This is a genomic window from Catalinimonas locisalis (assembly GCF_038039535.1).
Taxonomy (GTDB): Bacteria; Bacteroidota; Bacteroidia; order Cytophagales; family Cyclobacteriaceae; genus Catalinimonas.
Map to the genome: position 1 here is coordinate 553,919 of NZ_JBBPHP010000001.1, position 24,945 is coordinate 578,863.

General features: G+C 44.5%; 20 protein-coding genes. 11 read left to right on the top strand and 9 right to left on the bottom strand.

Annotated features, from left to right (window positions below; genetic code table 11):
• The first annotated feature begins 59 nt into the window (after positions 1 to 59).
• The 8 genes from WJR50_RS02305 to WJR50_RS02340 all read left to right on the top strand — a co-directional run bounded on the left by WJR50_RS02305 (position 60) and on the right by WJR50_RS02340 (position 10,708).
• The gene (locus WJR50_RS02305) at positions 60 to 2,387 is read left to right on the top strand and encodes a GH92 family glycosyl hydrolase (RefSeq protein ID WP_341291597.1); all 2,328 of its coding nucleotides are present in this window, start codon (positions 60 to 62) and stop codon (positions 2,385 to 2,387) included.
• Between the two features lie 135 nt (positions 2,388 to 2,522).
• Positions 2,523 to 2,807 (top strand): GIY-YIG nuclease family protein, encoded by a 285-nt coding sequence (locus WJR50_RS02310; protein ID WP_341291598.1) that lies wholly within the window; start codon positions 2,523 to 2,525, stop codon positions 2,805 to 2,807.
• A gap of 170 nt (positions 2,808 to 2,977) precedes the next feature.
• Positions 2,978 to 3,412, top strand: a complete 435-nt coding sequence (locus tag WJR50_RS02315; protein WP_341291599.1) for a MarR family winged helix-turn-helix transcriptional regulator — start codon at positions 2,978 to 2,980, stop codon at positions 3,410 to 3,412.
• A gap of 117 nt (positions 3,413 to 3,529) precedes the next feature.
• Positions 3,530 to 3,994 (top strand): hypothetical protein, encoded by a 465-nt coding sequence (locus WJR50_RS02320; RefSeq protein WP_341291600.1) that lies wholly within the window; start codon positions 3,530 to 3,532, stop codon positions 3,992 to 3,994.
• 290 nt (positions 3,995 to 4,284) lie between these two features.
• The gene (locus WJR50_RS02325) at positions 4,285 to 4,617 is read left to right on the top strand and encodes a PadR family transcriptional regulator (protein ID WP_341291601.1); all 333 of its coding nucleotides are present in this window, start codon (positions 4,285 to 4,287) and stop codon (positions 4,615 to 4,617) included.
• A gap of 11 nt (positions 4,618 to 4,628) precedes the next feature.
• Positions 4,629 to 7,307, top strand: coding sequence for an FtsX-like permease family protein (locus WJR50_RS02330; protein ID WP_341291602.1), 2,679 nt, complete (start codon positions 4,629 to 4,631; stop codon positions 7,305 to 7,307).
• Between the two features lie 150 nt (positions 7,308 to 7,457).
• Complete coding sequence (locus tag WJR50_RS02335) at positions 7,458 to 9,875, top strand: ABC transporter permease (protein WP_341291603.1); 2,418 nt, start codon at positions 7,458 to 7,460, stop codon at positions 9,873 to 9,875.
• Positions 9,876 to 10,105: 230 nt separating this feature from the next.
• Complete coding sequence (locus tag WJR50_RS02340; RefSeq protein WP_341291604.1) at positions 10,106 to 10,708, top strand: T9SS type A sorting domain-containing protein; 603 nt, start codon at positions 10,106 to 10,108, stop codon at positions 10,706 to 10,708.
• Positions 10,709 to 10,775: 67 nt separating this feature from the next.
• On the opposite strand, the gene WJR50_RS02345 is transcribed toward WJR50_RS02340, so the two are convergent.
• The 4 genes from WJR50_RS02345 to WJR50_RS02360 all read right to left on the bottom strand — a co-directional run bounded on the left by WJR50_RS02345 (position 10,776) and on the right by WJR50_RS02360 (position 14,201).
• Positions 10,776 to 11,600: an oxidoreductase gene (locus WJR50_RS02345; RefSeq protein WP_341291605.1), complete on the bottom strand. Its 825-nt coding sequence runs from the start codon at positions 11,598 to 11,600 to the stop codon at positions 10,776 to 10,778.
• Positions 11,601 to 11,648: 48 nt separating this feature from the next.
• A complete protein-coding gene (locus tag WJR50_RS02350) occupies positions 11,649 to 12,170 on the bottom strand; it encodes a TetR/AcrR family transcriptional regulator (RefSeq protein ID WP_341291606.1) in 522 nt (173 codons plus the stop codon).
• A 172-nt stretch (positions 12,171 to 12,342) separates the two neighbouring features.
• Positions 12,343 to 12,765 (bottom strand): hypothetical protein, encoded by a 423-nt coding sequence (locus WJR50_RS02355; RefSeq protein ID WP_341291607.1) that lies wholly within the window; start codon positions 12,763 to 12,765, stop codon positions 12,343 to 12,345.
• Positions 12,762 to 14,201 carry an amidohydrolase gene (locus tag WJR50_RS02360; RefSeq protein WP_341291608.1) on the bottom strand — a complete coding sequence of 480 codons (1,440 nt, stop codon included), beginning with the start codon at positions 14,199 to 14,201 and terminating at the stop codon, positions 12,762 to 12,764. The genes WJR50_RS02355 and WJR50_RS02360 overlap by 4 nt, the downstream gene beginning before the upstream one ends.
• A gap of 129 nt (positions 14,202 to 14,330) precedes the next feature.
• Between WJR50_RS02360 and WJR50_RS02365 the strand changes: the two genes are divergently transcribed.
• Together WJR50_RS02365 and WJR50_RS02370 are read left to right on the top strand one after the other, a co-directional pair.
• Positions 14,331 to 14,969, top strand: coding sequence for a Uma2 family endonuclease (locus tag WJR50_RS02365; protein WP_341291609.1), 639 nt, complete (start codon positions 14,331 to 14,333; stop codon positions 14,967 to 14,969).
• On the top strand, positions 14,969 to 15,346 hold the full coding sequence (locus tag WJR50_RS02370; protein WP_341291610.1) for a hypothetical protein: 378 nt from the start codon (positions 14,969 to 14,971) through the stop codon (positions 15,344 to 15,346). The genes WJR50_RS02365 and WJR50_RS02370 overlap by 1 nt, the downstream gene beginning before the upstream one ends.
• A gap of 23 nt (positions 15,347 to 15,369) precedes the next feature.
• Here the strand turns inward: WJR50_RS02370 and WJR50_RS02375 are convergent, their stop codons facing one another.
• The 5 genes from WJR50_RS02375 to WJR50_RS02395 form a co-directional block, all read right to left on the bottom strand.
• A complete protein-coding gene (locus tag WJR50_RS02375) occupies positions 15,370 to 15,948 on the bottom strand; it encodes a pseudouridine synthase (protein ID WP_341291611.1) in 579 nt (192 codons plus the stop codon).
• A gap of 85 nt (positions 15,949 to 16,033) precedes the next feature.
• Entirely contained in the window at positions 16,034 to 17,035 is a 1,002-nt protein-coding gene (locus WJR50_RS02380) for a GRP family sugar transporter (protein ID WP_341291612.1), read from the bottom strand.
• An 84-nt stretch (positions 17,036 to 17,119) separates the two neighbouring features.
• Positions 17,120 to 18,565 carry a c-type cytochrome domain-containing protein gene (locus WJR50_RS02385; protein WP_341291613.1) on the bottom strand — a complete coding sequence of 482 codons (1,446 nt, stop codon included), beginning with the start codon at positions 18,563 to 18,565 and terminating at the stop codon, positions 17,120 to 17,122.
• A gap of 74 nt (positions 18,566 to 18,639) precedes the next feature.
• Entirely contained in the window at positions 18,640 to 20,130 is a 1,491-nt protein-coding gene (locus tag WJR50_RS02390) for a DUF1501 domain-containing protein (protein ID WP_341291614.1), read from the bottom strand.
• Between the two features lie 108 nt (positions 20,131 to 20,238).
• Positions 20,239 to 23,004: a DUF1553 domain-containing protein gene (locus WJR50_RS02395; RefSeq protein WP_341291615.1), complete on the bottom strand. Its 2,766-nt coding sequence runs from the start codon at positions 23,002 to 23,004 to the stop codon at positions 20,239 to 20,241.
• Positions 23,005 to 23,442: 438 nt separating this feature from the next.
• Here WJR50_RS02395 and WJR50_RS02400 point away from each other — a divergent pair, with 438 nt between their 5' ends.
• Positions 23,443 to 24,399: a calcium/sodium antiporter gene (locus WJR50_RS02400; protein WP_341291616.1), complete on the top strand. Its 957-nt coding sequence runs from the start codon at positions 23,443 to 23,445 to the stop codon at positions 24,397 to 24,399.
• The last annotated feature ends 546 nt before the right edge of the window (positions 24,400 to 24,945 follow it).

Sequence of the window (24,945 nt, forward strand, 5' to 3'; positions counted from 1 at the left end):
AATAAATCTATTGAATGAGAGAAATTACCGAGATGAAATTTATGTTACGCATCCAATCTATGAAAAATATTGCACTTTGCCTGCTGGCTGTTGTTTTCGCAACAGCCTGTTCTACTGATAGTCAAACTACTACTTATTCACCCAGTGATCCTTTGAGTTATGTCAATCCGCTGATTGGCACGGCTGCCAGTACTACTGAGAGTGCGCAGCTCCATAGCGAAGCGGGCTCTGAACTCAGAGGACAGACCTTTCCCGCAGTGGGCGTTCCCTTCGGCATGGCGCAGTGGACACCTCAGACACAGGCCAGTGAGCAAAAATGTCTCTCTCCCTATTATTATAAAGACGATAGCATACAGGGTTTTCGCGGCAGCCGCTGGATGAGCGGTTCCTGCACCCAGGATTACGGCAGTGTGACCATCATGGCATTGAATGGCGAACTCAAAGTAAAGCCTCACGAAAGAGCATCTTCTTTTTCGCATGATACAGAAACAGCTACGCCTTCTTACTATTCCGTAGACTTAGCCGATTACCAGATACAGGCAGAAGTAACAGCAGTTTCCCGGGCGGCCATGCTACGCTTTACCCCTCAGACTGATGAATCTACCTATCTTGTGATAGAACCCAATAGTGATGAGGGGGAAGGTTATGTGCGAGTAATACCGGAAAACAATGAGATTGTCGGTTATAACCCAGTACATCGTATTTATCAGGGCTGGGGAGAAAGTGCAGGCTTCAGCGGTTACTTCGTCATTCAGTTTGAGCAGCCCATGGAAAGCTATGGTGTGTGGAGAGGAGACGAAATTATGGCGGATCAGGATAGGGCCGAAGGAGAAGGAAAGGCGGTGGGCGCCTATGTACAGATGCCTGCTACCGAAGGGAGGCCTTTGATGGTAAGAGTAGGCATGTCACACACCAGCCTGGATCAGGCCCGGAAAAATATGCAGGCTGAAATCATCGGCTGGGACTTTGAGCAGGTGAGACAGGCTTCAGAAAATGCCTGGCGCCAGCAACTCAACAAAGTACAGGTAAGTGGAGGCAGTGATGAAGAAAAAAGTATGTTCTACACGGCCCTTTACCATGCGATGCTACTTCCCCGGCTGTTCAGTGATGAAGATGGGGCTTACGTAGCTTTCGGTGAATCTAAAAATGTTTTTCAGGCAGAAGGCTTTGACTACTATGCAGACTTCTCCATGTGGGATACTTTCCGCGCCCTACATCCTCTGCATACCATTCTCAATCCGGAGAAAACCAATGACATGATTCGTTCACTTATTGACAAAGGCGTGCAGGGAGGGGCATGGCTGCCTATTTTCCCGGCCTGGAACAGCTACACCTCCGCCATGATTGGCGACCATGTGACCGCCATGATCGGTGATGCCTGGATGAAAGGCATAGACGATTTTGACCAGGAGCTGGCCTATTCCCTGATGCGTAAAAATGCTTTTCAGGCCAATCCCGACAGAGAAAGTTATCTCAACGGGCAGGGCAGAAGGGCGATGGAGTCTTATCTGGAGTACGGCTATATTCCGCTGGAAGACTCGGTGCCGGATTCATTTCACCAGAAAGAGCAGGTGTCGCGTACGCTGGAGTATGCTTTTGATGATTTTGTGCTTTCGCAGGTAGCCAAAAAATTAGGCAGGGAGGAAGATTATCAAGCTTTACGTGAGCGAGCAAAAAACTACCAGCATGTCTTTGATACTACCACCTGTTATGTGAGGGGGCGTTATGCTGATGGTAGCTGGATAGAACCTTTTGACCCCTTTGCTTCTCGTGCCAGCTTCATTACCGAAGGCTCTCCTTACCAATATACGTGGTACGTACCTCATGATGTAGCCGGACTGATGGATTTGATGGGAGGTAAGGAGAAATTCATTCAAAAGCTGGATACCCTTTTTGAGAAGCGCTACTACTGGCATGGTAACGAGCCCGGTCATCAGACAGTCTATCTCTATGCCTACGCCGGTGCGCCCTGGAAGACGCAAAAGTGGGTACGTGATATTATCCGGGAAGAGTACAGTGCGGAGCCGGGAGGGCTGAGTGGAAATGAAGATGCCGGACAGATGTCGGCCTGGCTGGTTTGTAGCATGATGGGCTTCTATCCGGTATCTCCCGGCATGCCCTATTATGTGTTGGGTAGCCCTGTTTTTGAAGAGACCACCATTAACATGAGCAATGCTAATACCTTCACCATCAAAGCCAATGATACTTCCAATGAAAATCGCTACATCCAATCGGCCATGCTAAATGGTGAGCCACTGGAGCGCAGCTATCTGCTCCACGAAGAGATTATACAGGGCGGTGAACTGGTTTTGGAAATGGGCGATGAACCCAACAAAGCCTGGGCTAGTGAGCAAGTGCCACCGTCTATGGGAGAGATGGGTTTGTAATACATCAAAACGTCATGCTGAACTCGTTTCAGCATCCAAACTTAGTATTCACTTTCTCATGCAAAATATTGTATGCTTATAGTGTAGATCCTGAAACAAGTTCAGGGTGACTTAGGGGGAGAAAATAGAATAAAAATGAGAGGGGGCTATGCATATGTGATGAGCAATGTGACCAGAACGGCATTGTATGTCGGAGTGACTAATGATATTCGAAGAAGAACCTCTGAGCATCAGGAGGGAACAGGTTCTGCCTTTACCAAAAAATACCGCTGCAAATATCTGTTATACTACGAATGGTTTGACAAGATCACCGATGCCATAGCCCGTGAGAAGCAATTGAAAAACTGGAAACGTGAATGGAAACTCAACCTCATTAAGGAAACTAATCCCAAACTCAGAGATTTGAGTAATGACATTTGAGGTGCAATGCTTTGTTTTCCCTTTATACATTTCAGAGTTGCCTGAAATGTAGATTGAATGAGCATAAATGTTTAAGGAAACAGGCCGGGAAAGGAGTTTTGTCGTAAAATAATTTTTCGTAATTAAGGATATATCTTTTACTTACCTGCTTGATTACCACAATTCCTTGTATGAGCAATTTTACACTTGATGATTCTATTGGCTATAATATTAACATAGCGGCTAACTTTCTTAAAAAACACCTGAATCAAACCTTTAAATCAGCTGGCTATGATGTTACTTCTGAGCAGTGGTCAATTTTGAATCGCCTATGGGAAAAAGATGGCATCAATCAGTTGGAAATTGCCGGGATTACACTAAAAGATAACGCGAGCGTCACGCGGACGCTGGAGCTAATGGAAAAGAAAGGCTTAATCGTGCGCCAGATAGATCAGGATGACAGGCGCAACCGGCGTATTTATCTCACTGAAGCTGGTAAAGCACTCAGGAAACCGCTTATCCATTGTGCCGAATCTGTGTTGAAAAAAGCAACTGTGGATATTTCTGCTGAGGAAATCAGCTTGCTTAATGAACTGTCTCGTCGGATAATAGAAAATCTCAGATAAATTCAGGGGTAAATTATTTGATATATCAATTAATTTTTTAACTTTATGTATGCTTCAAGCCGAGCACTAAAAATTCATTATAATATTTGATATATCAATTAATTTAAAACTTACATTATGAAAAGGAAAACACTTAGTAGCATGCACATTACTGCAGCTGGTCTGGCTATGACGCTTATTTTTACCTTTTTTTCCTCTTCCCTAATAGCCGAGTTGATTGGGGATGAAGTGATTATTATGAAAGTGAAAACTGGCATATTTTACATGCTACCCTTAATGCTATTCCTGATGCCAGCATTGGGTCTGAGTGGTAAAAAACTGGCGGGTAAATCCAAAGCCCCTTTAATCCAAAGGAAAATGAGGCGTATGCGATGGATAGCGATCAATGGAGGAATACTAATTTTGCTGGCAGTATTGCTTTACCAAAGAGCTGAGAATGGTAGGATAGACACTACTTTCATGCAATTACAGATTGCCGAACTTTTGATAGGAGTTACTAATCTCTTTTTGATGGGTCTTATGGTCAGAGATGGTAAACGACTGGCTGGAAAAAAGAAAAATATAGCGCTCACTAGAGTATAAGCATTTCTTCAGTGCATAATACCTCCCGGAAGACAGGTTTTTATGAGTCAAATCAATACCGTATTGACTAAGGTGCCAAAGAGCAGAAAACAATTTATGCTGTCCGCTTTTTTACAGCATTTGCCCGCCAGCGGACAGAATAAAAACCGGAAAATGCCCTTTCCAGCTCACTATGAACATTGGTATTGTATTTGATCGTCATATACGAAACTAATCAGTATATCAAAATTAAATAGTAATTGCTTTGCAGTAACTTAACTTCAAGAGGACAATTTGATATTATCAGGTATATGAAAGGAACAAATCTCGGTGAACTTCAGGAACTTGTGATGCTGGCTGTGGGCGTGCTGTATGACGATGCTTATGGGGTGAGTATCAAAGATGAGATAGAAAGACAATCGGGCAGGAGCATGACGCTCAGTACAGTACATGCGGCCCTCAATCGCCTGGAAGATAAGGGCTTTCTGATCTCCCGCATGGGAGGGGCTACGGAAGAAAGAGGCGGACGTCCGAAGAGGCTGTTTCGCGTAACGGCTTATGGCAAGCAGGTACTGGAAGAAAGCCGGGTGATGCGCAACCGTATGTGGGAAAGTATCCCGCGGATTGCCTGGGAGAATATTTAATCCTGACCAAGATGGAACAGCTTCAACAACCTCCCCATCGTGCAAAACAGTTCCTCCGCTGGTTTTGTGACCCCGACCTACTCCCGGAGATTGAAGGAGATTTGCACGAATCCTACCTGGAATGGGTAAGCGAAGAAGGTGCCAGAAAGGCCAATCTTCTCTACTGGATGAATGTGCTCACTTTTTTCAGACCCTATTTCATTGCCAAAAGACAGTTTTCACAACCTGCTAATTCAAATGCCATGTTTAAAAATTATTTCAAAGTTGCTTATAGAAATCTGATCAAACAGAAATTATATTCCATCATCAACATATCCGGACTGATGGTGAGCTTTACTTTCTGCATCCTGATATGGCTCTACGTACAGGATGAGCTTTCTTTTGACCGCTCTTATGCCCATGCCGACCGGATTTACCGGTCCTGGGTACTGGAAGATTATGGTCCTGATGAAATATTTTTCAATACCCATACCCCTATGCCGCTAGGTCCTGCTCTGGATTCAAGTTTTTCAGAAGTTCAGGCTACAGTACGGGTGGGCAGCATCTCGTCTTTGGTAAAGCATGGAGAGGATACGCAAAACGAAAAAGTCTTTTACGCTGATCCGCACTTCTTCCAGCTGTTTGACAATGAGGTGCTGAGAGGAGATGTATCGCTAAGCAAGCTACAGGATCTGGTGTTAACGGAATCTTATGCTGTCAAATATTTTGGTGATGCGGATCCTATTGGCAAAACATTATCCATCAAACTGGGCGATCAATTTCAGGAGTTCAGCGTGAGTGGGGTGGTGGCCGATCTGCCTTCCAATGTAAGTCTGCAGTACACCATGCTCATTCCTTACGATAACAACAAAGCTTTTACGGGTGAAAGAGGACGGGCAAGCTGGTACAATGTCAGTGTGGAAACTTATGCCTTGCTGGAGGAGCAGACTGATGCTATGACCCTGGAAGGCAAGCTGGATGCCATGGTGAAGCAGGTACTGGGCGAGAACTATAAGCCGGGAGAATACACTGTCGGCCTGCAACCCCTGACGGATATTCGCCTCAATACGGACTTTCCCAAGGGTGGAGTGGCTGTCAGCGACTGGAAGTACGTGTACATCCTTTCAGCAGTAGCCTTGCTGATCCTGGTAGTAGCCTGCATCAACTTCGTTACCCTGGCGGTAGGACGTTCGCTGAGCAGAGCCAAAGAAGTAGGCGTAAGAAAAGTAGTAGGTGCAATGCGTCGCCAGCTGATGTCGCAGTTCTGGAGCGAAGCCTTTATGATCACATTTATTTCAACCCTCTTAGGCATCCTATTGGTCATAATTTTATTGCCTTATTTTAATCAGTTGGCAGGCAAAGAGCTTAGCTTTCTGATAAGCCTGCCTAACGTTTTGTTTTTGTTCGGTCTGGTAGGTGTGGTGGGTTTTCTGGCTGGCGTTTATCCTGCGCTCATCCTCTCCGGATTCTCGCCACTGATGATACTTCGGGGGAGCCTGAATATGGGCTATAGCCGGGAAACACTGCGGAAAGGAATGGTCGCTTTTCAGTTTGTACTGGCGGCAATCCTGATCATTGGTACTTTGGTGATGAAGCAGCAAATGACTTACCTGCAAAATAAGAACCTGGGCTTTGACAAAGAACAGATCGTAGTAATTCCTCAAAATATGCAAAGCCGCATGTCGGGCAGTACGATGGATCAGTATATGGAAGAAAATTTCGGGAGAAAGCAGCTGATCCAGAATGCGCTTGACCGTCTGCCGGAAGTCAAAGAAGTCACCACCTCTTTCTTCACCTTTGGACAATCAGGTTGGATAGAAGTGGGCTTTACCACGGAAGAAGGAACCTACCGCGAATTCAATATGAATACTGTGGATCAGGATTTTGTAAAAACCTACGGCTTACAACTTCTTCGGGGTAGAGATTTTAATGTGGAAAGCGGAGCCGACGCCCGCTCAGGGGTATTGATCAATGAGACTTTTGCCCAGGCATTTAACCTGAAAGAGGCGGTAGGTAGTACGCTTCCCCCACCTTTTCAGGAGTATCAGGTGGTTGGTGTACTGAGCGATTTCCACTACCAGTCTTTGCACGCTGCCATAGAGCCTGCGCTGCTGGTGATGAATCCCTACGGTATTTTCAAAGGCAGTGAGAATGTGATGTTTGAAGACAATTCCACCCCTAAGATATCAGTAAAAGTTCAGTCGGAAAATTTGGCACAGACGGTGGATGAACTAAGGGAAGTTTGGAAAGAAGTGGCTCCTAACCAGCAGTTTGAATTCTCCTTTGTAGATGAAAAGTTAGATGCCCAATACCGGGCAGAGGAGCGCCTGAGTACCATCCTAAGCATTACTACAGCCTTAGGCATCTTCATCTCCTGTCTGGGGCTGTTTGGGCTAGTCACGCTTTCTATGAGCAAAAAGACCAAAGAGATCGGCATCCGCAAGGTGCTGGGGGCTTCGGTATGGCAGGTGATGGCACTTTCCTACAAAGAATTTATGTTGCTGATTGGCATTGCTTTTCTGGTGGCAGTACCTGTATCCTACCTGATGATGAAGCGCTGGCTGGCAGATTTTGCCTATCAGATTAATCTGGGAGCGCCGGTCTTCCTGCTGGCAGCAGGCATCATTGTAGTGATTGCCAGCCTTACCATTGTCTATCAATCCATCAAAGCCGCCACCTCCAATCCGGTAGACAGTCTGAGGAGTGAGTAAACATATAACTGGCTGGTACGTGATTAATCGGCGGCAATTGTCATGTTCTTACTTCATGATGAATAAAAATTATTGACTTAACTGCAACCTTTTCAACAAAAGTGCATCTACTGAGTAGAATATCCTTCTACCCACCAAAATGCCTGAACGATGATCAGAAACTATTTAAAAATTGCCTTCCGTAATCTGGCAAATCATAAACTATACACTGCGCTTAATATTCTGGGCTTGAGTATTGGCGTTGCCAGCTGTTTGCTCATCCTGCTATACGTTTATCATGAGCTGAGTTATGATACTTTTCATACCAAAGCAGACAGAATCTACCGTATAGGCCTAAATGGCAAGATTGCCGATCAGGAGATTTTTACGACCAACACCACCCCTCCGCTGGCCTTTACAGCAGTAGACGAACTGCCGGAAGTAGAAAATGCAGTTAGAGTTTATGTTTATCAGGATCAACAGGTGATTCGTTATGGAGAGATGGTGATTTCTGAAGATGATATCTTCTTTGCAGATTCTACCTTTTTTGATGTGTTTAGCTTCAAGCTGATGGAAGGTGATCCTGCTACCGCCCTTAGCGAACCTAATTCACTGGTGCTTCCCGAGGACATTGCCCAAAAATATTTTGGTAATGAGCCTGCCTTAGGCAAAACTTTGCTGCTGGGCAATGACAAAACACCCCATAACATTACTGGCGTCTTGGAAGACGTTCCTGATAATGCGCACTTTCACTTCAATATGCTACGCTCTATGAGCACCCTGGAATACAGTCGTTCTGAAGGCTGGTTCAATAATAGTTTTATGACCTATCTGCTGGTGAATGAAGGTGCTTCAGCAGAAGCTCTGGAAGATAAGCTGGCAGGCCTGGTAGAAAAATATGTAGGGCCAGAGATACAGCAGTTTATGGGTGTTTCTCTGGATGAGTTTAAGAAGCAGGGAAATAAGTACGGCTATTTTTTACAGCCTTTACTGGATATTCATTTGCATTCCAATCTGAGTGATGAGATTGAGCCTAATGGCGATATTACCTATGTCTACATTTTTGCAGCAATCGCTTTCTTTATCATCTTACTGGCCTGTATCAATTTTATGAACCTGGCTACAGCTCGTTCGGCCAACCGTGCCAAAGAGGTGGGAGTGCGTAAAACTTTAGGTTCCATGCGCTCCAATCTGGTACGTCAGTTCCTGACAGAATCGGTACTGCTTAGCCTGATTGCTACGGTGCTGGCTTTGGTAGCTGCTATTCTTTTGCTCAGGCCTTTTAACAATCTGGCAGGAAAAGAGATTTCTACCGCCTTATTTTTTGAGCCATGGTTTATGCTGAGTTTGTTAGCGCTGATGCTTCTGGTAGGAGTAGTGGCTGGCAGTTATCCTGCTTTTTACCTTTCTTCTTTCCGTCCGGTAGAAGTGCTGAAAGGCAAACTCAAGGCAGGGATGAAAAGTAGCGGAATCCGTAATGCACTGGTAGTTTTTCAGTTTTTTATCTCTATTACGCTGATCATCTGTACCTTATTGGTGTATCAGCAACTGGAGTATACCAGCAACAAAAATTTGGGCTTTGAGAAGGAGAATGTAGTCGTGATCAAAGGGGCCTGGCGGCTTCCGGAGGGTACCCAGGAGGTACTCAAAGAAGAACTGAAAAATAAGGCTCAGGTAGTGGATGTCTCCATTTCCAACAATGTGCCTCCCGGAGTGAATAATACCACTATTTTCAGGAAGAAAGGTACGGAAGAAGACATTCTTATTTCTACCTATCATGTAGATCATGAGCATCTGCCTACCATGCGCATTGAGCTGTTGGAAGGCCGAAATTTCTCCCACGATTTTCCTACCGATACTGCGGCAATACTGCTTAATGAAGCCGCTGTCAGAGCGTTTGGATTTGAAAGTGCTCTCAATCAGGAGATACTTTACTTTGGCGGTGAATATGGGCAAATGCAACCTTATAAGGTGGTGGGCGTCATCAAAGATTTCAACTATGAGAGCCTGCGCAACTCCATTCGTCCTTTGGCTTTGATGCTCACCACCAGCGGTTCAAATATTTCGGTACGTATCGCTGCTGGTGATGTACGAGCTACCCTAGACATGATAGAAAGTAGTTGGGATCAATATGCCGGAGACGAACCCTTTCAGTATACTTTTCTGGATGAAGATTATGATGCCCTGTTCCGTGCGGAGCAGCGCCTAGGTGTAGTCTTCTCTGTTTTTACAGTGCTGGCAATCTTAGTAGCTTGTCTGGGGCTGTTAGGGCTTGCCTCATTTATGGCGGAGCAGCGAACCAAAGAGATTGGCATTCGCAAAGTGATGGGCGCTTCCGTTTCCAGTGTGATCCTTCTTCTCTCCAAAGATTTTACCAAGCTGGTGATCGTCGCTTTTGTACTATCCATTCCCCTAGCCTACTTCATTATGGACTGGTGGCTGGAAGGTTTTGCTTTCCGTATTAGTATCGGGCCGGGAATATTTATTTTAGCTGGTTTGTCAGCTTTGTTTATCGCATGGCTTACCGTAAGCTGGCAGTCGGCAAGGGCAGCTTCTGCTAATCCGGTGCGTTCTCTGCGGAGTGAATAAAATTGCAGTTAGTTTTTTATTGAGCCAACAGTACTCTTTACTGTTGGCTTTTTTTTGCCTCTCAAAGGTATTTTTTTCAGTAAGCACTTTTCAATAGTGTACATCGGATTGTCCGTTAACGTACAGGTGTTTTTGGTGTAAACTGCTTATTTTCAATAATTTGGCTGTTTTTGAGTTTGGCAAAAGATGTGTCTAAGTATTGGTACAACATTAACCCAAATTAGACTATCATGAAAAAATTAGTATTAGTGGCTTTATTGCTGAGTGCGATGATCCACAGCAGTATGGCAAACCCCAAAAACCCAAACAAATCAGGCGCACAACTTAGTGTTACTATCAGTGCCTCCTCAGCTAATCAGAAAAAAGCTTATATCAAAGTTGATAATCTTATGGAAGGAAAGAAGTCTTTCCTGAAGATCAAGGACGAAAAAGGACGATTGCTTCATGCAGAAACGATTCATAAAGGTTCGTCTTTTGCAAGAGCATATGATTTTTCTCAAGTAGCTAGCGGTGAATATACTGTGGAGGTGAGAACCATAGAAGGCATTAGCGCTCAGAAATTTACTATACAGGAAGAAGAAAAAAGTGTGTATTTTAAACCAGTGATCAGGACCGAATCAGATGTGATTAAGGTAGTTTTTAAAAACCCTATGGAGACTCCGCTTTCTCTCAAGTTGTACAACAGATACGGGCAGGTAATTTATAAAACCGAGGTGGACGCACAAGAGGTGTTTTCTACCGGTTTAGATATTTCTCAGTTGAGAGGTAAGCACTACAGATTAAGTCTCAAGAATAATGATTATAGTTACTCAAAAAGCATTAACACCAAATAAGAAAATATCAAACCCACTTAAAAAGCGAGAAGTGCAGCCTTTGACTGCACTTTTTTTATTGCTGAGTTTATTTGACCTGACTCATAATGATCCTGTCAAACATTCGGTCGCTGACCAGCCAGCGAAGAAAGATTAAGGGCTTTGCCATACTTCCCTTGACGTAGCGTGTTTTAGGCTTGCGCGATTTTATGGCTTTTGATATGGTATCGGCGATTAGAGTACCGGGTGAGCCATTTCCCTTTTCGTATGATTCTTTTGACGCTATTGCTACTGATTGTGCCATTTTGGCGTAAGCTGTTTTTCCTGACCTTTCCAACATAGGCCCGGTAATCACATCGCCAAATTCAGTAGTAATGATGCCTGGTTCAATGATAACCACATTAATATTGAAGGGAGCCAGCTCAATCCTCAGGCAGTCTGACCAGCCTTCCAGCGCATGTTTGGTAGCATGATACCAGGCTCCCAGAGGGGTGTACATTTTGCCGCCCATGGAAGAAATATTGATGATCGTCCCCGCTTTCTTTTCTCTCATGTAGGGTAAGAGTTTCTGTGTGAGGCTTGCCAACCCAAAGATATTTACCTCAAATTGATAACGGGCGTCGTCAATAGAAGTATCTTCTACCGCTCCATAACTGCCAAAACCCGCATTATTGACCAGCACATCTACCCCTGCATGTTCATTTTTAATTTGTGTTACCGCATTTATTATGTCTTCTTCTTTACTGATATCCATCTGGATAAGGATGGCCCCTAGTGCCTCCAGATCTTTCATTTTCTCAAGTCTTCGGGCTGCCACGTAGACTACTAACCCGTCATGTAATAATTTCTTGGCGGTATCTTTTCCCATGCCTGAAGAGGCTCCGGTGACTAATGCTACTTTCTTAGTATTCATAATATTTTGTTTGTTAGTGAGTAATCACTTATTTTCTAGTAAAATTTTTTAAACCTGATATTTCTGTAAAAGGAAATCTTTCATCTGCTGCTTATCGGAAAGGTTTTGTTTGAGGATAGCACTTCCTAAAGCATCTAATAAATGTACCATTAGCTCGGCTTCCAGCTCCGGAGAAGCATAATTTAATTTTTTGAAAGCATGAGCAAGTGTTACTTGCAGAGGTTCCATTTTTTCATGATTGGAATGCTCAAGCTCCCATTTCAGTTTAAATTGCAGTCTCCAGAAATCATAATCTGATTCACTGACTAAAAAAGGAATTTCAATGGTTTTGCGTATTACTTCTTTGGGATCAGTTTCCATCACGATATTAGCGTAGAGGTTTCTAATACGCGATTCTCCCTGAGACAAAATCGCCTGCAATAAACCTTCTTTATTTCCGAAGTGCCGGAAGATCAATCCTTCGGATACACCGGCTGCTTTAGCTACTTTGCTGGTGGAAGTAGCATTGTAGCCTTCCCTGGCAAATAAATCTAAAGCTGCTTTCAGTATACGTTCTTGCTTCTCTGTCATAAAAGTGAGTAATCACTTACATTTACGCCTTCTTATCTAAGAAAGTTTCAAAAGAAGAAAAAAAATCAAAAAAAGAGGAATGCTGACTTAATAAAGAAACAACGATAAAACAAAAGGTGAATGCTTCATGCCGGGCTGAGGTGGCTAAAGATAAAAAATTTCAGAGGAATATTTATAAGTCATCTTTTTTCAAAAGATTAATTTGCCTATCAAGTTTTTTAACTTCGTTATCCCAATCGGGTGAAAAAAGACTTAAATCAGAAGCCGCTCTTTCCAGTAAAGAAACGTTTTCAGGTTCTTGTAGTACAGCTAACCTTAATGCTAAATTTCTTGCCGATACTGGTAGTTCAGAAAAACAATGTTCATGTGCATAGTCCATCATTGCCATTATTTCTTTACTACTCTTAAAAGTTAGCTGTTCCATTAAAATGACTAACTCCTCGTAATATTTTGAATTGTCCTTGTCTCTTGATACAATGACTTTATTAAGTTGTTCAATTAATTCACTCATATCACTAATTGAATAATTTACTGAGTTAAAAATAAGTAGAAGAGGAGTTAAATTTTCAACTCCTCTTCTACTTATTTTTCTCAATTCGCTCCAATTGGAGGAGGACCATCAGGGACAATACCTTTGTACTCATAATCTCCTTTACGCTCTTTGAATTCCGCTTTGATGTCTTCTCTGAGTTTTTCTTTCTCAAACAAATCTACCATGGTCATGGAAAGGGCTTTGGCGGCGTATTCCATACCTTTATGCCCGATAGACATGCCTCCGCAGGCTACTACTGCCCAGGAGTGCCAGGGCGTGCCTTTGGGAGCGGTAGTGGCGCTGAGGCGAATGGTAGGCACCACATAGCTCACATCGCCCACATCGGTAGAGCCGCCCATAGGGTTTTCCAAGGTCTCTTCCATAGGCTCAATGACAGATTCAATACCTAATATTTCAGATTCAGTAGCTTCCTGAATTTTTTTGGCAAAATCCTGTTCTTCGTCGGTGTATTCTATAGCACCCAGAGATTCCAGGTTTGCCTGCAAAGCACCAGCGCCGGTACGGTTGACTAGTACCTCGTGTACGCCGGAAACCAGGCTGATTTTATAATCTACATCGGCCATGATGGATGCGCCCTCTGCAATGCGCTCCACATGTTTCCATACTTTCTCCATGCCTTCACGGTTGGTGTCTCGTACTCTGGTCCAGATTTTGGCATAATCCGGTACTACATTTACCACCTGTCCGCCATCCTGTATGTGGTAGTGAATCCTAACGGTAGGCTTAATGTGTTCGCGATAATAATTGATGCCGGTGGTGTACAGTTCCAGCGCATCAGAAGCACTTCGCCCGTTCCAGGGATCACCGGAAGCATGGGCAGCCTGGCCTTCAAACTCAACGATAAAGTCTACCAGGGCTAAGCCTTTCTGTACATTGGCTTTGGTTTCATCACCCGGATGCCAGTCCATAACGACATCCACATCATCAAACAGCCCTTCACGTACCATCCAGAGTTTGCCAAAGAACTTCTCCTCGGCAGGTGTTCCGTAAAAACGTACAGTCCCTTCCAGTTCTCCGCTTTCAATCAATTCTTTGATGGCAGTAGCGGCTCCCAGAGAAGCTACACCAAATAAATTATGTCCACAGCCGTGGCCGGGAGCGCCTACGTTACGAGGATCTTTGTAGGGTACAGTTTTTTGAGATAAACCGGGCAGCGCATCAAACTCACCCAGTATACCGATAACAGGCTCTCCTGAACCATATTCGGCGGTAAAAGCGGTAGGAATGTCAGCCACGCCTCGGCTGACTTTAAACCCCTGCGCTTCGGCAAAGTCGGCCAAGGCTTTAGCTGATTGGGTTTCCTGAAAAGCCACTTCTTCATAAGCCCATATCTTATCGCTCAGCTCGGTAAGCTGGTCTTTTTTGCTTTCTACCGAAGCGATTACTGCTTTCTTGTTGGCGTTAATTTTAGGCTTCTTCTGGGCATAGGTAGTAAGCACACAGAGGAGTATCAGACAAGTGATGGTTACTTTTTTCATGGTCTTTAGGTTAGGATAAGTTTTGAAGATATATAATGCGCTTTATTTTTCAAACATCACTGCACATGCTTTATTTATCTTTTTGCCCAAATATTCGTTTGTTTAATAGTGTAGATAGGCGTAATTTTTATGGATACAAAGATTTTAGATATGTTAGATAAAATCATTTTGAAGGGCAAAGAGATGCAAATGAGTGATGACGAATTTTTTAGCTTCTGCCAGGCTAATCCTGATCTGAATATAGAAAGAAATGCCCAAAGAGAAATTATTATCATGTCACCTACAGGATCAAACGCAGGTAGTATCAATGCAGGTATAAGTTTCCAGCTTTATCAGTGGAATGATAAGCATAACTTAGGTATAACTTTTGATTCCTCCACCGGGTTTACCTTACCCGATCAATCCGTAAAATCACCTGATGCAGCCTGGTTGTCATTGGAAAAGTGGCAAAAACTCAGTGAAGAAGAACAGGAAAAATTTGCCCCCGTATGCCCTGAGTTTGTGATTGAGCTAAAGTCAAAGAATGACCGTCTGGATGATTTACAGGAAAAAATGAAAAGCTGGATTGAGAATAGAGCTCAATTGGCCTGGTTAATAGACCCAGAATCTAAAACAGTATATGTTTATCAGCCAGACCAGGAAGTACATGTATATCAGAATTTTGATCAACCTCTTTCTGCTGAGCCAGTCCTCCCCGGCTTTGCTCTAGACTTTAGTAAATTACGATTATCAAAGAATCAAGCGCAAAGCGTTCCTAAAAGTAGATAATGGGCAAAAAAGCTAAAATCATTTCTCTAATATTTGGGATGTCACTGCTATCTGTCTTTTTGTTTATAGTCATGGGGCTTTACTTAATGGAAATAGAGGATCATTATGGAGACCAGCAGGATTTCTATTTTCAATCTGAAGAAGGGGACATCTTTATCAATAGAGATACAAAAGCGTTTAAAAAAGTAGAAAAAACCTGGAAAAGGCTCTACGGAATTCAACATTCAGACACAACAGATTTATGGGCTTGGCTTAAAGAAAATAATATTGAAGTGTATAGGCCTTTAGATAGTAATTTTGATCAATACAATTTAAGCTACGAGGAATTAAATAAATTAATAGAAGAAGGAAAGTTAGAATTGGTGATTAAAAAATGAAGATCGTAATAGTCTTTTATAGGTTATTTCCTCATCAATTTCTGCAACTCCTGCTTGTTTTTGGGGCAAGGCACTTCTACCCACTCTCCCGGATGTAAGTTTTGCAAAGACCAGGGTCCTACTGACTGACGAATCAGTCTGAGGGTGGGAAAACCTACCGCAGCCGTCATGCGGCGTACCTGCCGGTTTTTACCTTCGCTGATTTTAAGTTCTATCCAGGCGGTAGGAATATTTTTCCGTTCCCGAATCGGAGGGTTACGAGGCCAGAGTTCTGGCTCGTCAATCAATTTTGCCTGCGCCGGTTTGGTCAGTCCATCCTTCATCATGACGCCTTCAGAGAGTTGCTGTAGCGTCTGATCATCAGGAATGCGTTCTACCTGCGCCCAATAGGTTTTACTCATTTTATGTTTGGGATCACTGATCAAGTGCTGGAGATATCCGGCATCGGTAAGCAACAGTAAGCCTTCACTATCGTAATCCAGTCTTCCGGCAGGATATACATCAGAAATGGATATAAAATCTTTTAGGGTTTGCTTATCTCCTTCGGGAGAAAACTGACAAAGTACCTGGAAAGGTTTATTGAAAAGTATAAGACGAGACATAATACAATGATTAATAAAAAATGAGTAATGATTTGGTTGGCGAACGAAGGTAATTCATTCATCATTAGTCATCAATCATTAATCACTAATTCAGCCTTGCGAGGATGATAAGCGCCAGGCCGATGGTAAAGAAAACAAACATAGTGGTGATTAGCCGTTTGGTTTTGGAGGAGGTTCCGGCAAATTCTTTCCAGATGAATACCCCCCAGATGGCAGCGATCATGGTAGCGCCCTGCCCAAGCCCATAGCTGATGGCGAAGCCCGCCTGTTCGGAGGCCAGCATACTGAAAGACATACCAATGCACCAGATAACCCCACCTAAAATACCGATCAGGTGCAAACGAGTATTGCCTTGCGTAAAGTACTGCCGATAGCTCACTCTTTCTCCCGATATGGGGCGGTACATGAAAATAGTATTCCAGAGGAAGTTAGAAAGAAATATCCCTATAGAAAAAACAAACACCGAACTAAAAGGCGTCATCAGGCCCGGTTCTGGTGATGCAAAATTCTGAATGGTTGCTGCTGCCACAAACCGAAAAAAGAAGCCCATCAGTACACCGGCGATCAGCGAAATCATTATTCCTTTGGTTGTAACGCCTACTCCTCCGGATTTTTGCCGATAGGCAAGGGCATCCAGTACAATGGCTACCGTCACCAGCGCCACGCCCAAAAAGAGCAAAACCGGATCGCCTACCGGAACAGCCACATAATTGACCACTACACCCAATACCAAAGCCAGTCCTATACCGATAGGAAAAGCCACTGCCATCCCTGCCAGGTCAATGGCAGCTACCAAAAGCAGATTGGCAATGTTAAAAACAACACCTCCAATAAAAGCAGATCGCAGGGCCTCAGTGTTTGCCTGGGATAAATCCTCAAAAAAGCTGCGTCCTTCTTCCCCGGTATTGCCTAGCGTAAGTCCAAAAATCAAAGCCAGCAGGACTGTGCCAATGGTATAATCCCAATAGAAAAGCTGAAAGGGCCATTTTTTGGTAGCTAATTTTTGTGTATTGGCCCAGGAACCCCAGCATAGCATAGTGACGAAGAGCATCACTACCGCTAGGGGGTAAGAATCAATAATGAGCATAAGTTTTAGGTTGGTATTTGATTTAGTATGGAAAGTACATCTTCCCTCTATTAAATCATTCTTCAGTGTTCGTTAATCATTATTTTATTCTGTCATGGCTACCGAGCTATCTGCGGCTACAGTTCCCCAGTTTTCAATACCCATGTTTACCTCCAGTTGAGGCAAAGCCTGCTGGAGTTGCGCTACGCCTTCTTTGGTAGCCTGAGTTTGCCATAGATAAAGCTTGCGCAGGTTTTTTAATCCCTTCAGTTGCTGTATGCCCTCATCGCTTACCTGGGTTCCGTAGAGGTTAAGGTATTCCAGATAAGGCATATCTTTCAGATGTTGCAGTCCTGCATCGGTAACCTGGGTGTTTTCCAGGTGCAGACGGGTAAGCTTGGTAAATTTAGGTATCGCTGTCAGAGCCTGGTCAGTCGTTTTTGTGTCGCCCATGTCCAGCCAGGTCAATTGCTCAGCAACGGGTTGTAAAGCCTGCATCAGAGAATCTCCTGATTTGGAAAGAGGAATCCGTGCCTGCAACCAGTTGACTTCAGCGGCTAGGGGCATTACCTGTACACCTTCCTGCTGCAACTGACTTAAGGTCTGCTCCTCGGCGGCTTTTACCTCGGAGGCTAGCAGTATCTCCACTTCGGTTTTGTTGGCATTGGGGTCTACCAGGGTATTGAGTACTTTTTGTACGTCATCACTAACGTTAACCTGAGCTACTTTCTTGTCAAAAGGAGCCCCTTCGGCTACCCACCAGCTCAGCAATTCCACTTGTTCATCAGTAAGCTGGCTTTTACCTTCAGGGGGCATATGATCGTCATGATCTTCGGGCAGCAGGATGCGCTTGATCATATCGCTTTCCTCCGTATTTCCAGCCACGAAGATAGCACCATTCTCCCCACCTTCCTGCAAAGCTTCTACAGTATGCATCATCAGTTCACCTTTCTTCTTATCGGGATTATGGCAGGACACACAGCGGGCGTCTATAATGGGATAAATGATATCATGATAGACCTGTGCTTCAGGGAGATTGGTAATGACTACAGCTTTCTTTTCCTGTTTGGGTTCTAAGCCGGCCACTGCACGCAGCGGGTTAGGCATGTATTGGGTCAGATAATCGGAGCCGTGGGTGAGTGAACCTCCATAATGACCGGCAGCCATGAGTACTACTACCATTACAGAAAGCACAGAAACATAAGCCTTGTCTAAGCCGGGAGAGGCTTGTTTGCTGGCCTGCCAATTGAGTAAAAATGCTACGATAGCCGTAACCGCAGCAGCAATTCCCAGCCACTGGTGTAAGCTTAGTAACTCTTCGCCATAGCCTCCACCCTGGGCCAGCATAAGCCCCAGAGCAGCAGCGACAACTGCAGAGATGGCACCCAGAAAAAGCACAAAGCCTACGGCAGGTTTATACGCTTCAAACCTCTTGAAGCGGGAGAGGATTTCCAGCACAAAGGCAATTAATAAAAAGCCAATAGGTAAATGCAGGATGAGCGGGTGAAACCGCCCGAAAAATAATACCAGGTCTGAGGTCGTTTGCTCCATAATCGTTGTTGTATTTATAATCTTCAGGGTAAAGAAGCTTATTCTTTCTTATCCATTTTTCCAATATAAGTAATCTATGCCAAAATATCTTTCACTACTTTTCCGGCGACATCTGTCAGACGAAAATCCCTGCCCTGGAAGTGGTAGGTAAGCTGCTCATGATCCATACCCATCTGATGCAAAATAGTGGCTTGCAAATCATGAATGTGCACACGGTCTTTGATACCATAATAGCCAATTTCATCGGTTTCTCCGTAGCTGATACCTCCTTTTATGCCACCACCGGCCATCCACATGCTGAAGGCTTCGGTATGGTGATCACGACCCATGAAAGGCATCTCACGACCATTTCTGTTTTCCTGCATAGGTGTGCGGCCAAATTCTCCGCCCCAGACCACCAGGGTTTCTTCCAGCAATCCTCTTTGTTTTAAATCTTTGAGCAGTGCAGCGACAGGCTGGTCTATCTGTTTGCATTTCTCACGAAATCCGTGTTCAATAGCGCCATCTTTACTGCTACCGTGAGTATCCCAGCCCCAGTCATAAAGCTGGATAAAGCGTACGCCCCGTTCACTTAGCCTACGGGCCAGCAGGCAGTTATTCGCAAATGAGGCTTTGCCGGGTTCGGTGCCATACATCTGATGCACATAGTCCGGTTCTTTAGAAATATCCATAATCTCCGGTACAGAAATCTGCATGCGGAAAGCCATTTCATACTGAGAGATGCGTGTTAAAGTTTCCGGATCACCCATCTCCTGGTACTCCTGCTCATTGATACGGTTGATAGCATCCAATGATTTACGGCGCAGGTCACGGTTCATACCATCCGGGTTAGAAACATACAGTACAGGATCACCTTCGGAGCGGCATTGTACCCCCTGATAAATAGTGGGTAGAAAGCCGCTGCCCCATACACTTTTTCCGGCGCTGGGCGTATTGCCCCCGGAAACCAGCACGATAAAGCCGGGTAGGTTATCATTTTCAGAGCCCAAGCCATAAGTAACCCAGGAACCCATGCTGGGGCGACCCAGGCGGGAACTGCCGGTTTGTACCAATAATTGCGCCGGAGCATGGTTAAATTCATCAGTGTGTAAAGTTTTGATGATGGCCGCTTCATCTACTACCTCATGAAAATAAGGCAGAAGGTCGGAAACCATGGTTCCTGATTCACCACGGGGGGCAAATTTTGCCTGTGGGCCCAGCATCTTGGGCACTCCCTGAATGAAAGCAAAGCGCTTTCCTTCCAGAAGTGATTGAGGACAGTCTAAACCGTGAAGCTTTGCCAGTTCCGGTTTAAAGTCAAACAGTTCCAGTTGAGAGGGCGCACCTGCCATATGCAGATAAATGACCCGCTTGGCTTTGGGCGCAAAATGTGGCGCTGCCGGTGCCAGAGGATTGCGGTTGATAGGGGGAGCGGTATTAGCTTGAGGCTTAGAACCACCAAAAGGATTGCAGCCTACCAGAGACCCCAGCGCAATACCTCCCAGCCCTGAAGTACATTTCCTCAGAAAATGTCGGCGGGTTTCCAGTTCTGCAGCACGTTGTCTGGCTTCCTCAAAAAGTTTCATATCTCTGTTTTTTTAATTCCTTTTGCTTCTGTAAATCTATATAAAAGGACGATTTGGCAATGAATATTTTACAAACATTAAACCTTTAACTTGTGACTTTTCAACCCTTTACCCTTTAGTCACAAATTCATCTAAATTCATCATAGCGTTGGCTACTACGGCCAGAGCCGCCAGTTGCTGGTCTTCTTCCCCGGCAGTCATTTTAGGGGTCTCTCCTGGGTTCTCCTGATAATAGGTAACTGCCTCCTGGTAAAGCTCTATCAGAGCGGCCTTTTTGTTAGGTTCAATAGGTTTGACCATGGCAATTTCATATCCCTTGGCAATGCGTTCTTCAGCCGTTTTTCCTCCCTCATTGATCATCCTGAGTGCCAGTGAGCGAGCTGCTTCCATATAAACCGGATCGTTGAGTGTGACCAAAGCCTGTAGAGGCGTATTGGTTCGTATGCGGCGGGTTACACAAAACTCCCGGCTGGGACTGTCAAAAGCAATCATGGAAGGGTAAGGACTGGTACGTCGCCAGTAGGTATAGAGTCCACGGCGATGGCGGTCCTCTTCTTCACTGGTTTCCCACTTTTGTCCGCTGTAGATGACCTGCCATATTCCCTCGGGCTGGGGAGGCATTACGCTGGGGCCATACATCTTGTCGCTTAGCAAGCCGCTTACTGCCAGTGCCTGGTCACGGATCTGTTCGGCAGAAAGTCGTACTCTGGGGCCTCGGGCCATTAATTGGTTGGCGGGATCTATCTCCTGTAACTCAGGGCTTACTTTGGAAGATTGCTGGTAAGTAGCTGACATCACGATCTGCTTCAGCAGTTTTTTAATGCTCCAGTCGTACTCGTGCATAAACTCCATAGCTAGCCAGTCCAGTAATTCGGGATGAGTAGGTTTAGCCCCTTGCGTACCAAAATCTTCTATGGTTTCTACAATGCCTCTTCCGAAAAGCTGTGCCCAGAAACGGTTGACTGCTACTCGGGCCGTAAGAGGATTTTCAGGGCTCACCATCCACTGTGCCATGCCTAAGCGGTTATCAGGCGCTCCCTCCGGAAGGGCAGGCCAGGCCTGAGGCACATCAGGCTGTACTTCTTCACCATCCACCAGCCAGTTGCCCCGGACAAATACATGCGTCTTCCTGCGATAGTCCTCCGGACGCTCTATCATCACCGGTGTTTTTTCTACTTCGCTGGTATTGAGTAAGCTAACGAAAGTTCGTTTGATTTGAGAGTAATGCGGCTCCTCCTTACCAGGTAAGGCCTGGTTGAAGAGTACCCATTCTATCCGGCAAGTTCTTCCTGCTCCCGGAGGACTTTTGAACAGCATATAAACATCATGACGTCCGCTGGCAGGCTTGATAGGGATAATTGTTTTGATAAACCCTCTGGCGTCCTCAGGCTTATTTACCGGCCAGTCCGCAAGCAGTTTACCATTAAGGCTATCCAGCCTGAATTCTATAGTGCCCAAAGATTTGCTGGCTGAGTAGCTGAGAATAATCTGGTCTTTACCCTCCAGGGCAAGATCAGGAATCATGGCATACCCTCCATGATCTGCTTCCAGGTACTTACCGTCTGCCAGGGCACCATCGGTGACATTCTTATAGTTTTTAGGGTGTATTTTGGGCTCGGTAAATTTTACTAGTTTAACGACCTCCTGGCCTCTCTCCAGTTTATCGTCGGCGGAAGCGGTATGCTCAATCACCCAGTTTTTAATCTTTTCCAGGTCTTTCCGGTCTTCTTTCCTTTTAAACTGCTTTAGATTAGGAGCCTCACTGGGGACATCGGCATCAGCGGTATTATTGAGGTAGGCATAAAACTCATAGTACTCCTCATGACGGATGGGGTCATAAGGGTGGCTGTGGCACTGTACGCAAGCCATAGTTGTAGCCTGCCATACATCCCAGGTGGTATTGACCCGGTCAATGACCGAAGCTACCCGGAACTCTTCGTCATCGGTACCTCCTTCGTCATTGTTCATGGTGTTGCGATGAAAAGCCGTAGCGATCATCTGCTCATCGCTGGGGTTGGGCAGGAGGTCCCCTGCCAGTTGCTCTATGGTAAACTGATCAAAAGTTTTGTCTTCATTAAATGCTTTGATCAGCCAGTCGCGGTATTTCCAGATGTTGCGATGTCCGTCTTTTTCATAACCTTTGGAGTCGGCATAACGGGCGAGATCCATCCACATGGCTGTCCAGCGTTCGCCATAGTGAGGAGAAGCTAACAGGCGGTCTACCGCTTTTTCATAAGCCTGGGCAGTGGAGTCAGCCAGAAAAGCACGTAATTCAGTAGGCGTAGGAGGTAAACCGGTAAGGTCAAGACTAACACGCCTGAGCAGCGTAGCTTTGTCGGCACGGGCTGAAGGCTTCAGTTCCTGCTTTTGTAATTTCTGAAACACAAATTTATCAATATCATTCTCAACCCAGTCCGTTTGCACTTCAGGTGGGTCAATAGGTTCCGGCTTTACATAGGCCCAGTGGTCTTCCCAGTGAGCACCCTGTTCTATCCAGCGGGTGAGCAGCTCAATTTCTTCTTTAGGCAAGGGGTCGCCTTCGGGAGGCATGCGTTCCTCGGGGTCATGATGGGTGATGCGGCGTATCATCTCGCTCTCTTCCACGCTGCCGGGTACAATGGCTCGTTTACCGGATTCGTTGGGGCTGAGAGCATCCGTACGAAAAAGGAGACTAAACTCCCCGGAACGCTTTACACCACCGTGGCAGGTGATACATTTTTTGTTGAGAATCGGGCGGATCTCAGCATTAAAATCCACTTTATTGTCAGCAAAAACACCTTTATTCCATACCAGATAGGAAGCCAGAAGGAGGAACGCTATGGCAGGAAAAATCAGGTATTGGGTTTTCCAGCGTATAGCAGAAAAGTCAGGCATAAGTATATTATTGATATTTTATTTGCAATCCGTAAAAAGTATTTTGCTCTCACTAATAGCGCAAAATCCATCTATCAATTTAATAAAATTTCAATGTGATGTAAAATAATACAGCTAAATTGCTGAGCTTTGAAGAGACTTGAAAAGTGGGTAAAGTTGCTATATTGGTATTTATCCCAGAATTCCCCTTTTCTAAGCCTTCGCTATCCCTTCGGTACTCCTTCGCCATAGCTTCGTTGATCTATTAAGTGAGGGTATTAGCACTTTATAAAGAGCCGTTGCAATGGGCCATTGGTGGTAAATTTTAGATTTTACGTTTTTTATTACTACTTCATTTGCCTTCCAAAAAGAAAATGCTTTAATCATGAAGACTCAAATCATTTGTGTCAATTTAGCTTCTTCTTTTGTAATTTAGCAGATTGATACCTTAATACGTTTATGCTAATTTACATACTGTTTGTCTTAGGTTTTGTGTTGTTGATTAAAGGAGCTGACTGGCTGGTGGATGGTGCCTCTTCTATCGCAAAAAAATACCAGGTTTCGGATATTGTCATTGGCTTGACCATTGTGTCATTTGGTACTTCCATGCCGGAACTGATCGTTAATATTCTGGCCAGTCTGAATGGAAGCGCAGAACTGGCGGTGGGCAATGTCTTCGGAAGTAATATTGCCAATATCCTGCTCATCCTGGGAGTCGCTGCGCTGATTTATCCGCTTCCTTTGCAGAGAGGTACGGTGATGTCGGAGATTCCCTTTTCCCTGATGGCTGCCCTGTTAGTGGGTTTCCTTGCCAATGCTGCGCTTTTTGATAAACCATTGGGACTTAGTATTAGCCGTGCAGATGGAGGCATACTGCTGTTTTTCTTCGTCCTGTTCATGCTGTATGTGTTTAAGGTCTCTCGTGAGGGAGGGGAAGAAACTGTGGAAAGTTATGAAGAGAAGCCTATGCTGAAAGCAGGTGGTTTGGTACTGCTCGGAGTAGTGATGCTCTTTATGGGCGGTAAGTGGACGGTAGATGGGGCTATCCATATCGCTACCCAGCTGGGCATGAGCGAAAGCTTCATAGGACTGACAGTCGTGGCTATTGGTACTTCACTGCCTGAACTGGTGACTTCAGCAGTGGCGGCCAAAAGACGTAATACCGATATTGCGGTAGGGAATGCCGTAGGTTCTAACATTTTCAATATTCTCTGGATTCTGGGCATTAGCGCCCTGATCAACCCGCTACCTTTTAATGTGCTCAGCAACTTTGATATCCTCATGATCATCTTTGCCAGTACTTTGCTGATTTTATCGGTAAGTCTAGAAAGAAAACGGGCGGTGGGCCGCATCAGCGGCGTAGTATTTCTGCTTTGCTACATTGCCTATATCGTCTTTTTGCTACAGAGAGGTTAGTAGGTTGAAGGTTTAAGGTTGAAAGTGATAGAAGTCCAAAACAACATAAATAGTAATGAAGAAATAAATAACTAGATGAAAGCTAGTGATAAACTTTTATTAAAAACCCGACCACCTTTTTATGTACCAATCGTTACTTGTTATTTTTTTGGTGGACTAACATACGTAGTTTTTAATATGATATGAGAATATAACCTCGCAATCACAATTGTAGCTATAATTGTTATTGTATACTTGATTTTATTAAAATCTACAGTAAATGCAGAGTTAAAAATTAATTCTTTAAAGGTTAACTATTGGCTAAATATTTTTAAACCTCATGTTGTTTATCACGACATTAAACTTAAAGAAGTAAAATATAAGTATGTAGGCAGCAGATCTCCTCCCTTATTAATTATAAGATTTATCTATCAAAATAAGAAAATAGAAAAGATAATATTATTATTTGGTTTATCAGATATTGAAGTTAAACATGTATTAGAGCCCATTCGTAATCATGGAATTCCTGTAATTAAATAGCAAAGAGCGTAGTCGAGCGCGTATGTT

Bases quoted from the DNA above. Each gene is read 5' to 3' on its own strand.
- WJR50_RS02305 (WP_341291597.1), top strand. From the start codon at position 60: ATGAAAAATATTGCACTTTGCCTGCTGGCTGTTGTTTTCGCAACAGCC.
- WJR50_RS02310 (WP_341291598.1), top strand. From the start codon at position 2,523: ATGAGAGGGGGCTATGCATATGTGATGAGCAATGTGACCAGAACGGCA.
- WJR50_RS02315 (WP_341291599.1), top strand. From the start codon at position 2,978: ATGAGCAATTTTACACTTGATGATTCTATTGGCTATAATATTAACATA.
- WJR50_RS02320 (WP_341291600.1), top strand. From the start codon at position 3,530: ATGAAAAGGAAAACACTTAGTAGCATGCACATTACTGCAGCTGGTCTG.
- WJR50_RS02325 (WP_341291601.1), top strand. From the start codon at position 4,285: ATGAAAGGAACAAATCTCGGTGAACTTCAGGAACTTGTGATGCTGGCT.
- WJR50_RS02330 (WP_341291602.1), top strand. From the start codon at position 4,629: ATGGAACAGCTTCAACAACCTCCCCATCGTGCAAAACAGTTCCTCCGC.
- WJR50_RS02335 (WP_341291603.1), top strand. From the start codon at position 7,458: ATGATCAGAAACTATTTAAAAATTGCCTTCCGTAATCTGGCAAATCAT.
- WJR50_RS02340 (WP_341291604.1), top strand. From the start codon at position 10,106: ATGAAAAAATTAGTATTAGTGGCTTTATTGCTGAGTGCGATGATCCAC.
- WJR50_RS02345 (WP_341291605.1), bottom strand. From the start codon at position 11,600: ATGAATACTAAGAAAGTAGCATTAGTCACCGGAGCCTCTTCAGGCATG.
- WJR50_RS02350 (WP_341291606.1), bottom strand. From the start codon at position 12,170: ATGACAGAGAAGCAAGAACGTATACTGAAAGCAGCTTTAGATTTATTT.
- WJR50_RS02360 (WP_341291608.1), bottom strand. From the start codon at position 14,201: ATGAAAAAAGTAACCATCACTTGTCTGATACTCCTCTGTGTGCTTACT.
- WJR50_RS02365 (WP_341291609.1), top strand. From the start codon at position 14,331: ATGGATACAAAGATTTTAGATATGTTAGATAAAATCATTTTGAAGGGC.
- WJR50_RS02370 (WP_341291610.1), top strand. From the start codon at position 14,969: ATGGGCAAAAAAGCTAAAATCATTTCTCTAATATTTGGGATGTCACTG.
- WJR50_RS02375 (WP_341291611.1), bottom strand. From the start codon at position 15,948: ATGTCTCGTCTTATACTTTTCAATAAACCTTTCCAGGTACTTTGTCAG.
- WJR50_RS02380 (WP_341291612.1), bottom strand. From the start codon at position 17,035: ATGCTCATTATTGATTCTTACCCCCTAGCGGTAGTGATGCTCTTCGTC.
- WJR50_RS02385 (WP_341291613.1), bottom strand. From the start codon at position 18,565: ATGGAGCAAACGACCTCAGACCTGGTATTATTTTTCGGGCGGTTTCAC.
- WJR50_RS02390 (WP_341291614.1), bottom strand. From the start codon at position 20,130: ATGAAACTTTTTGAGGAAGCCAGACAACGTGCTGCAGAACTGGAAACC.
- WJR50_RS02395 (WP_341291615.1), bottom strand. From the start codon at position 23,004: ATGCCTGACTTTTCTGCTATACGCTGGAAAACCCAATACCTGATTTTT.
- WJR50_RS02400 (WP_341291616.1), top strand. From the start codon at position 23,443: ATGCTAATTTACATACTGTTTGTCTTAGGTTTTGTGTTGTTGATTAAA.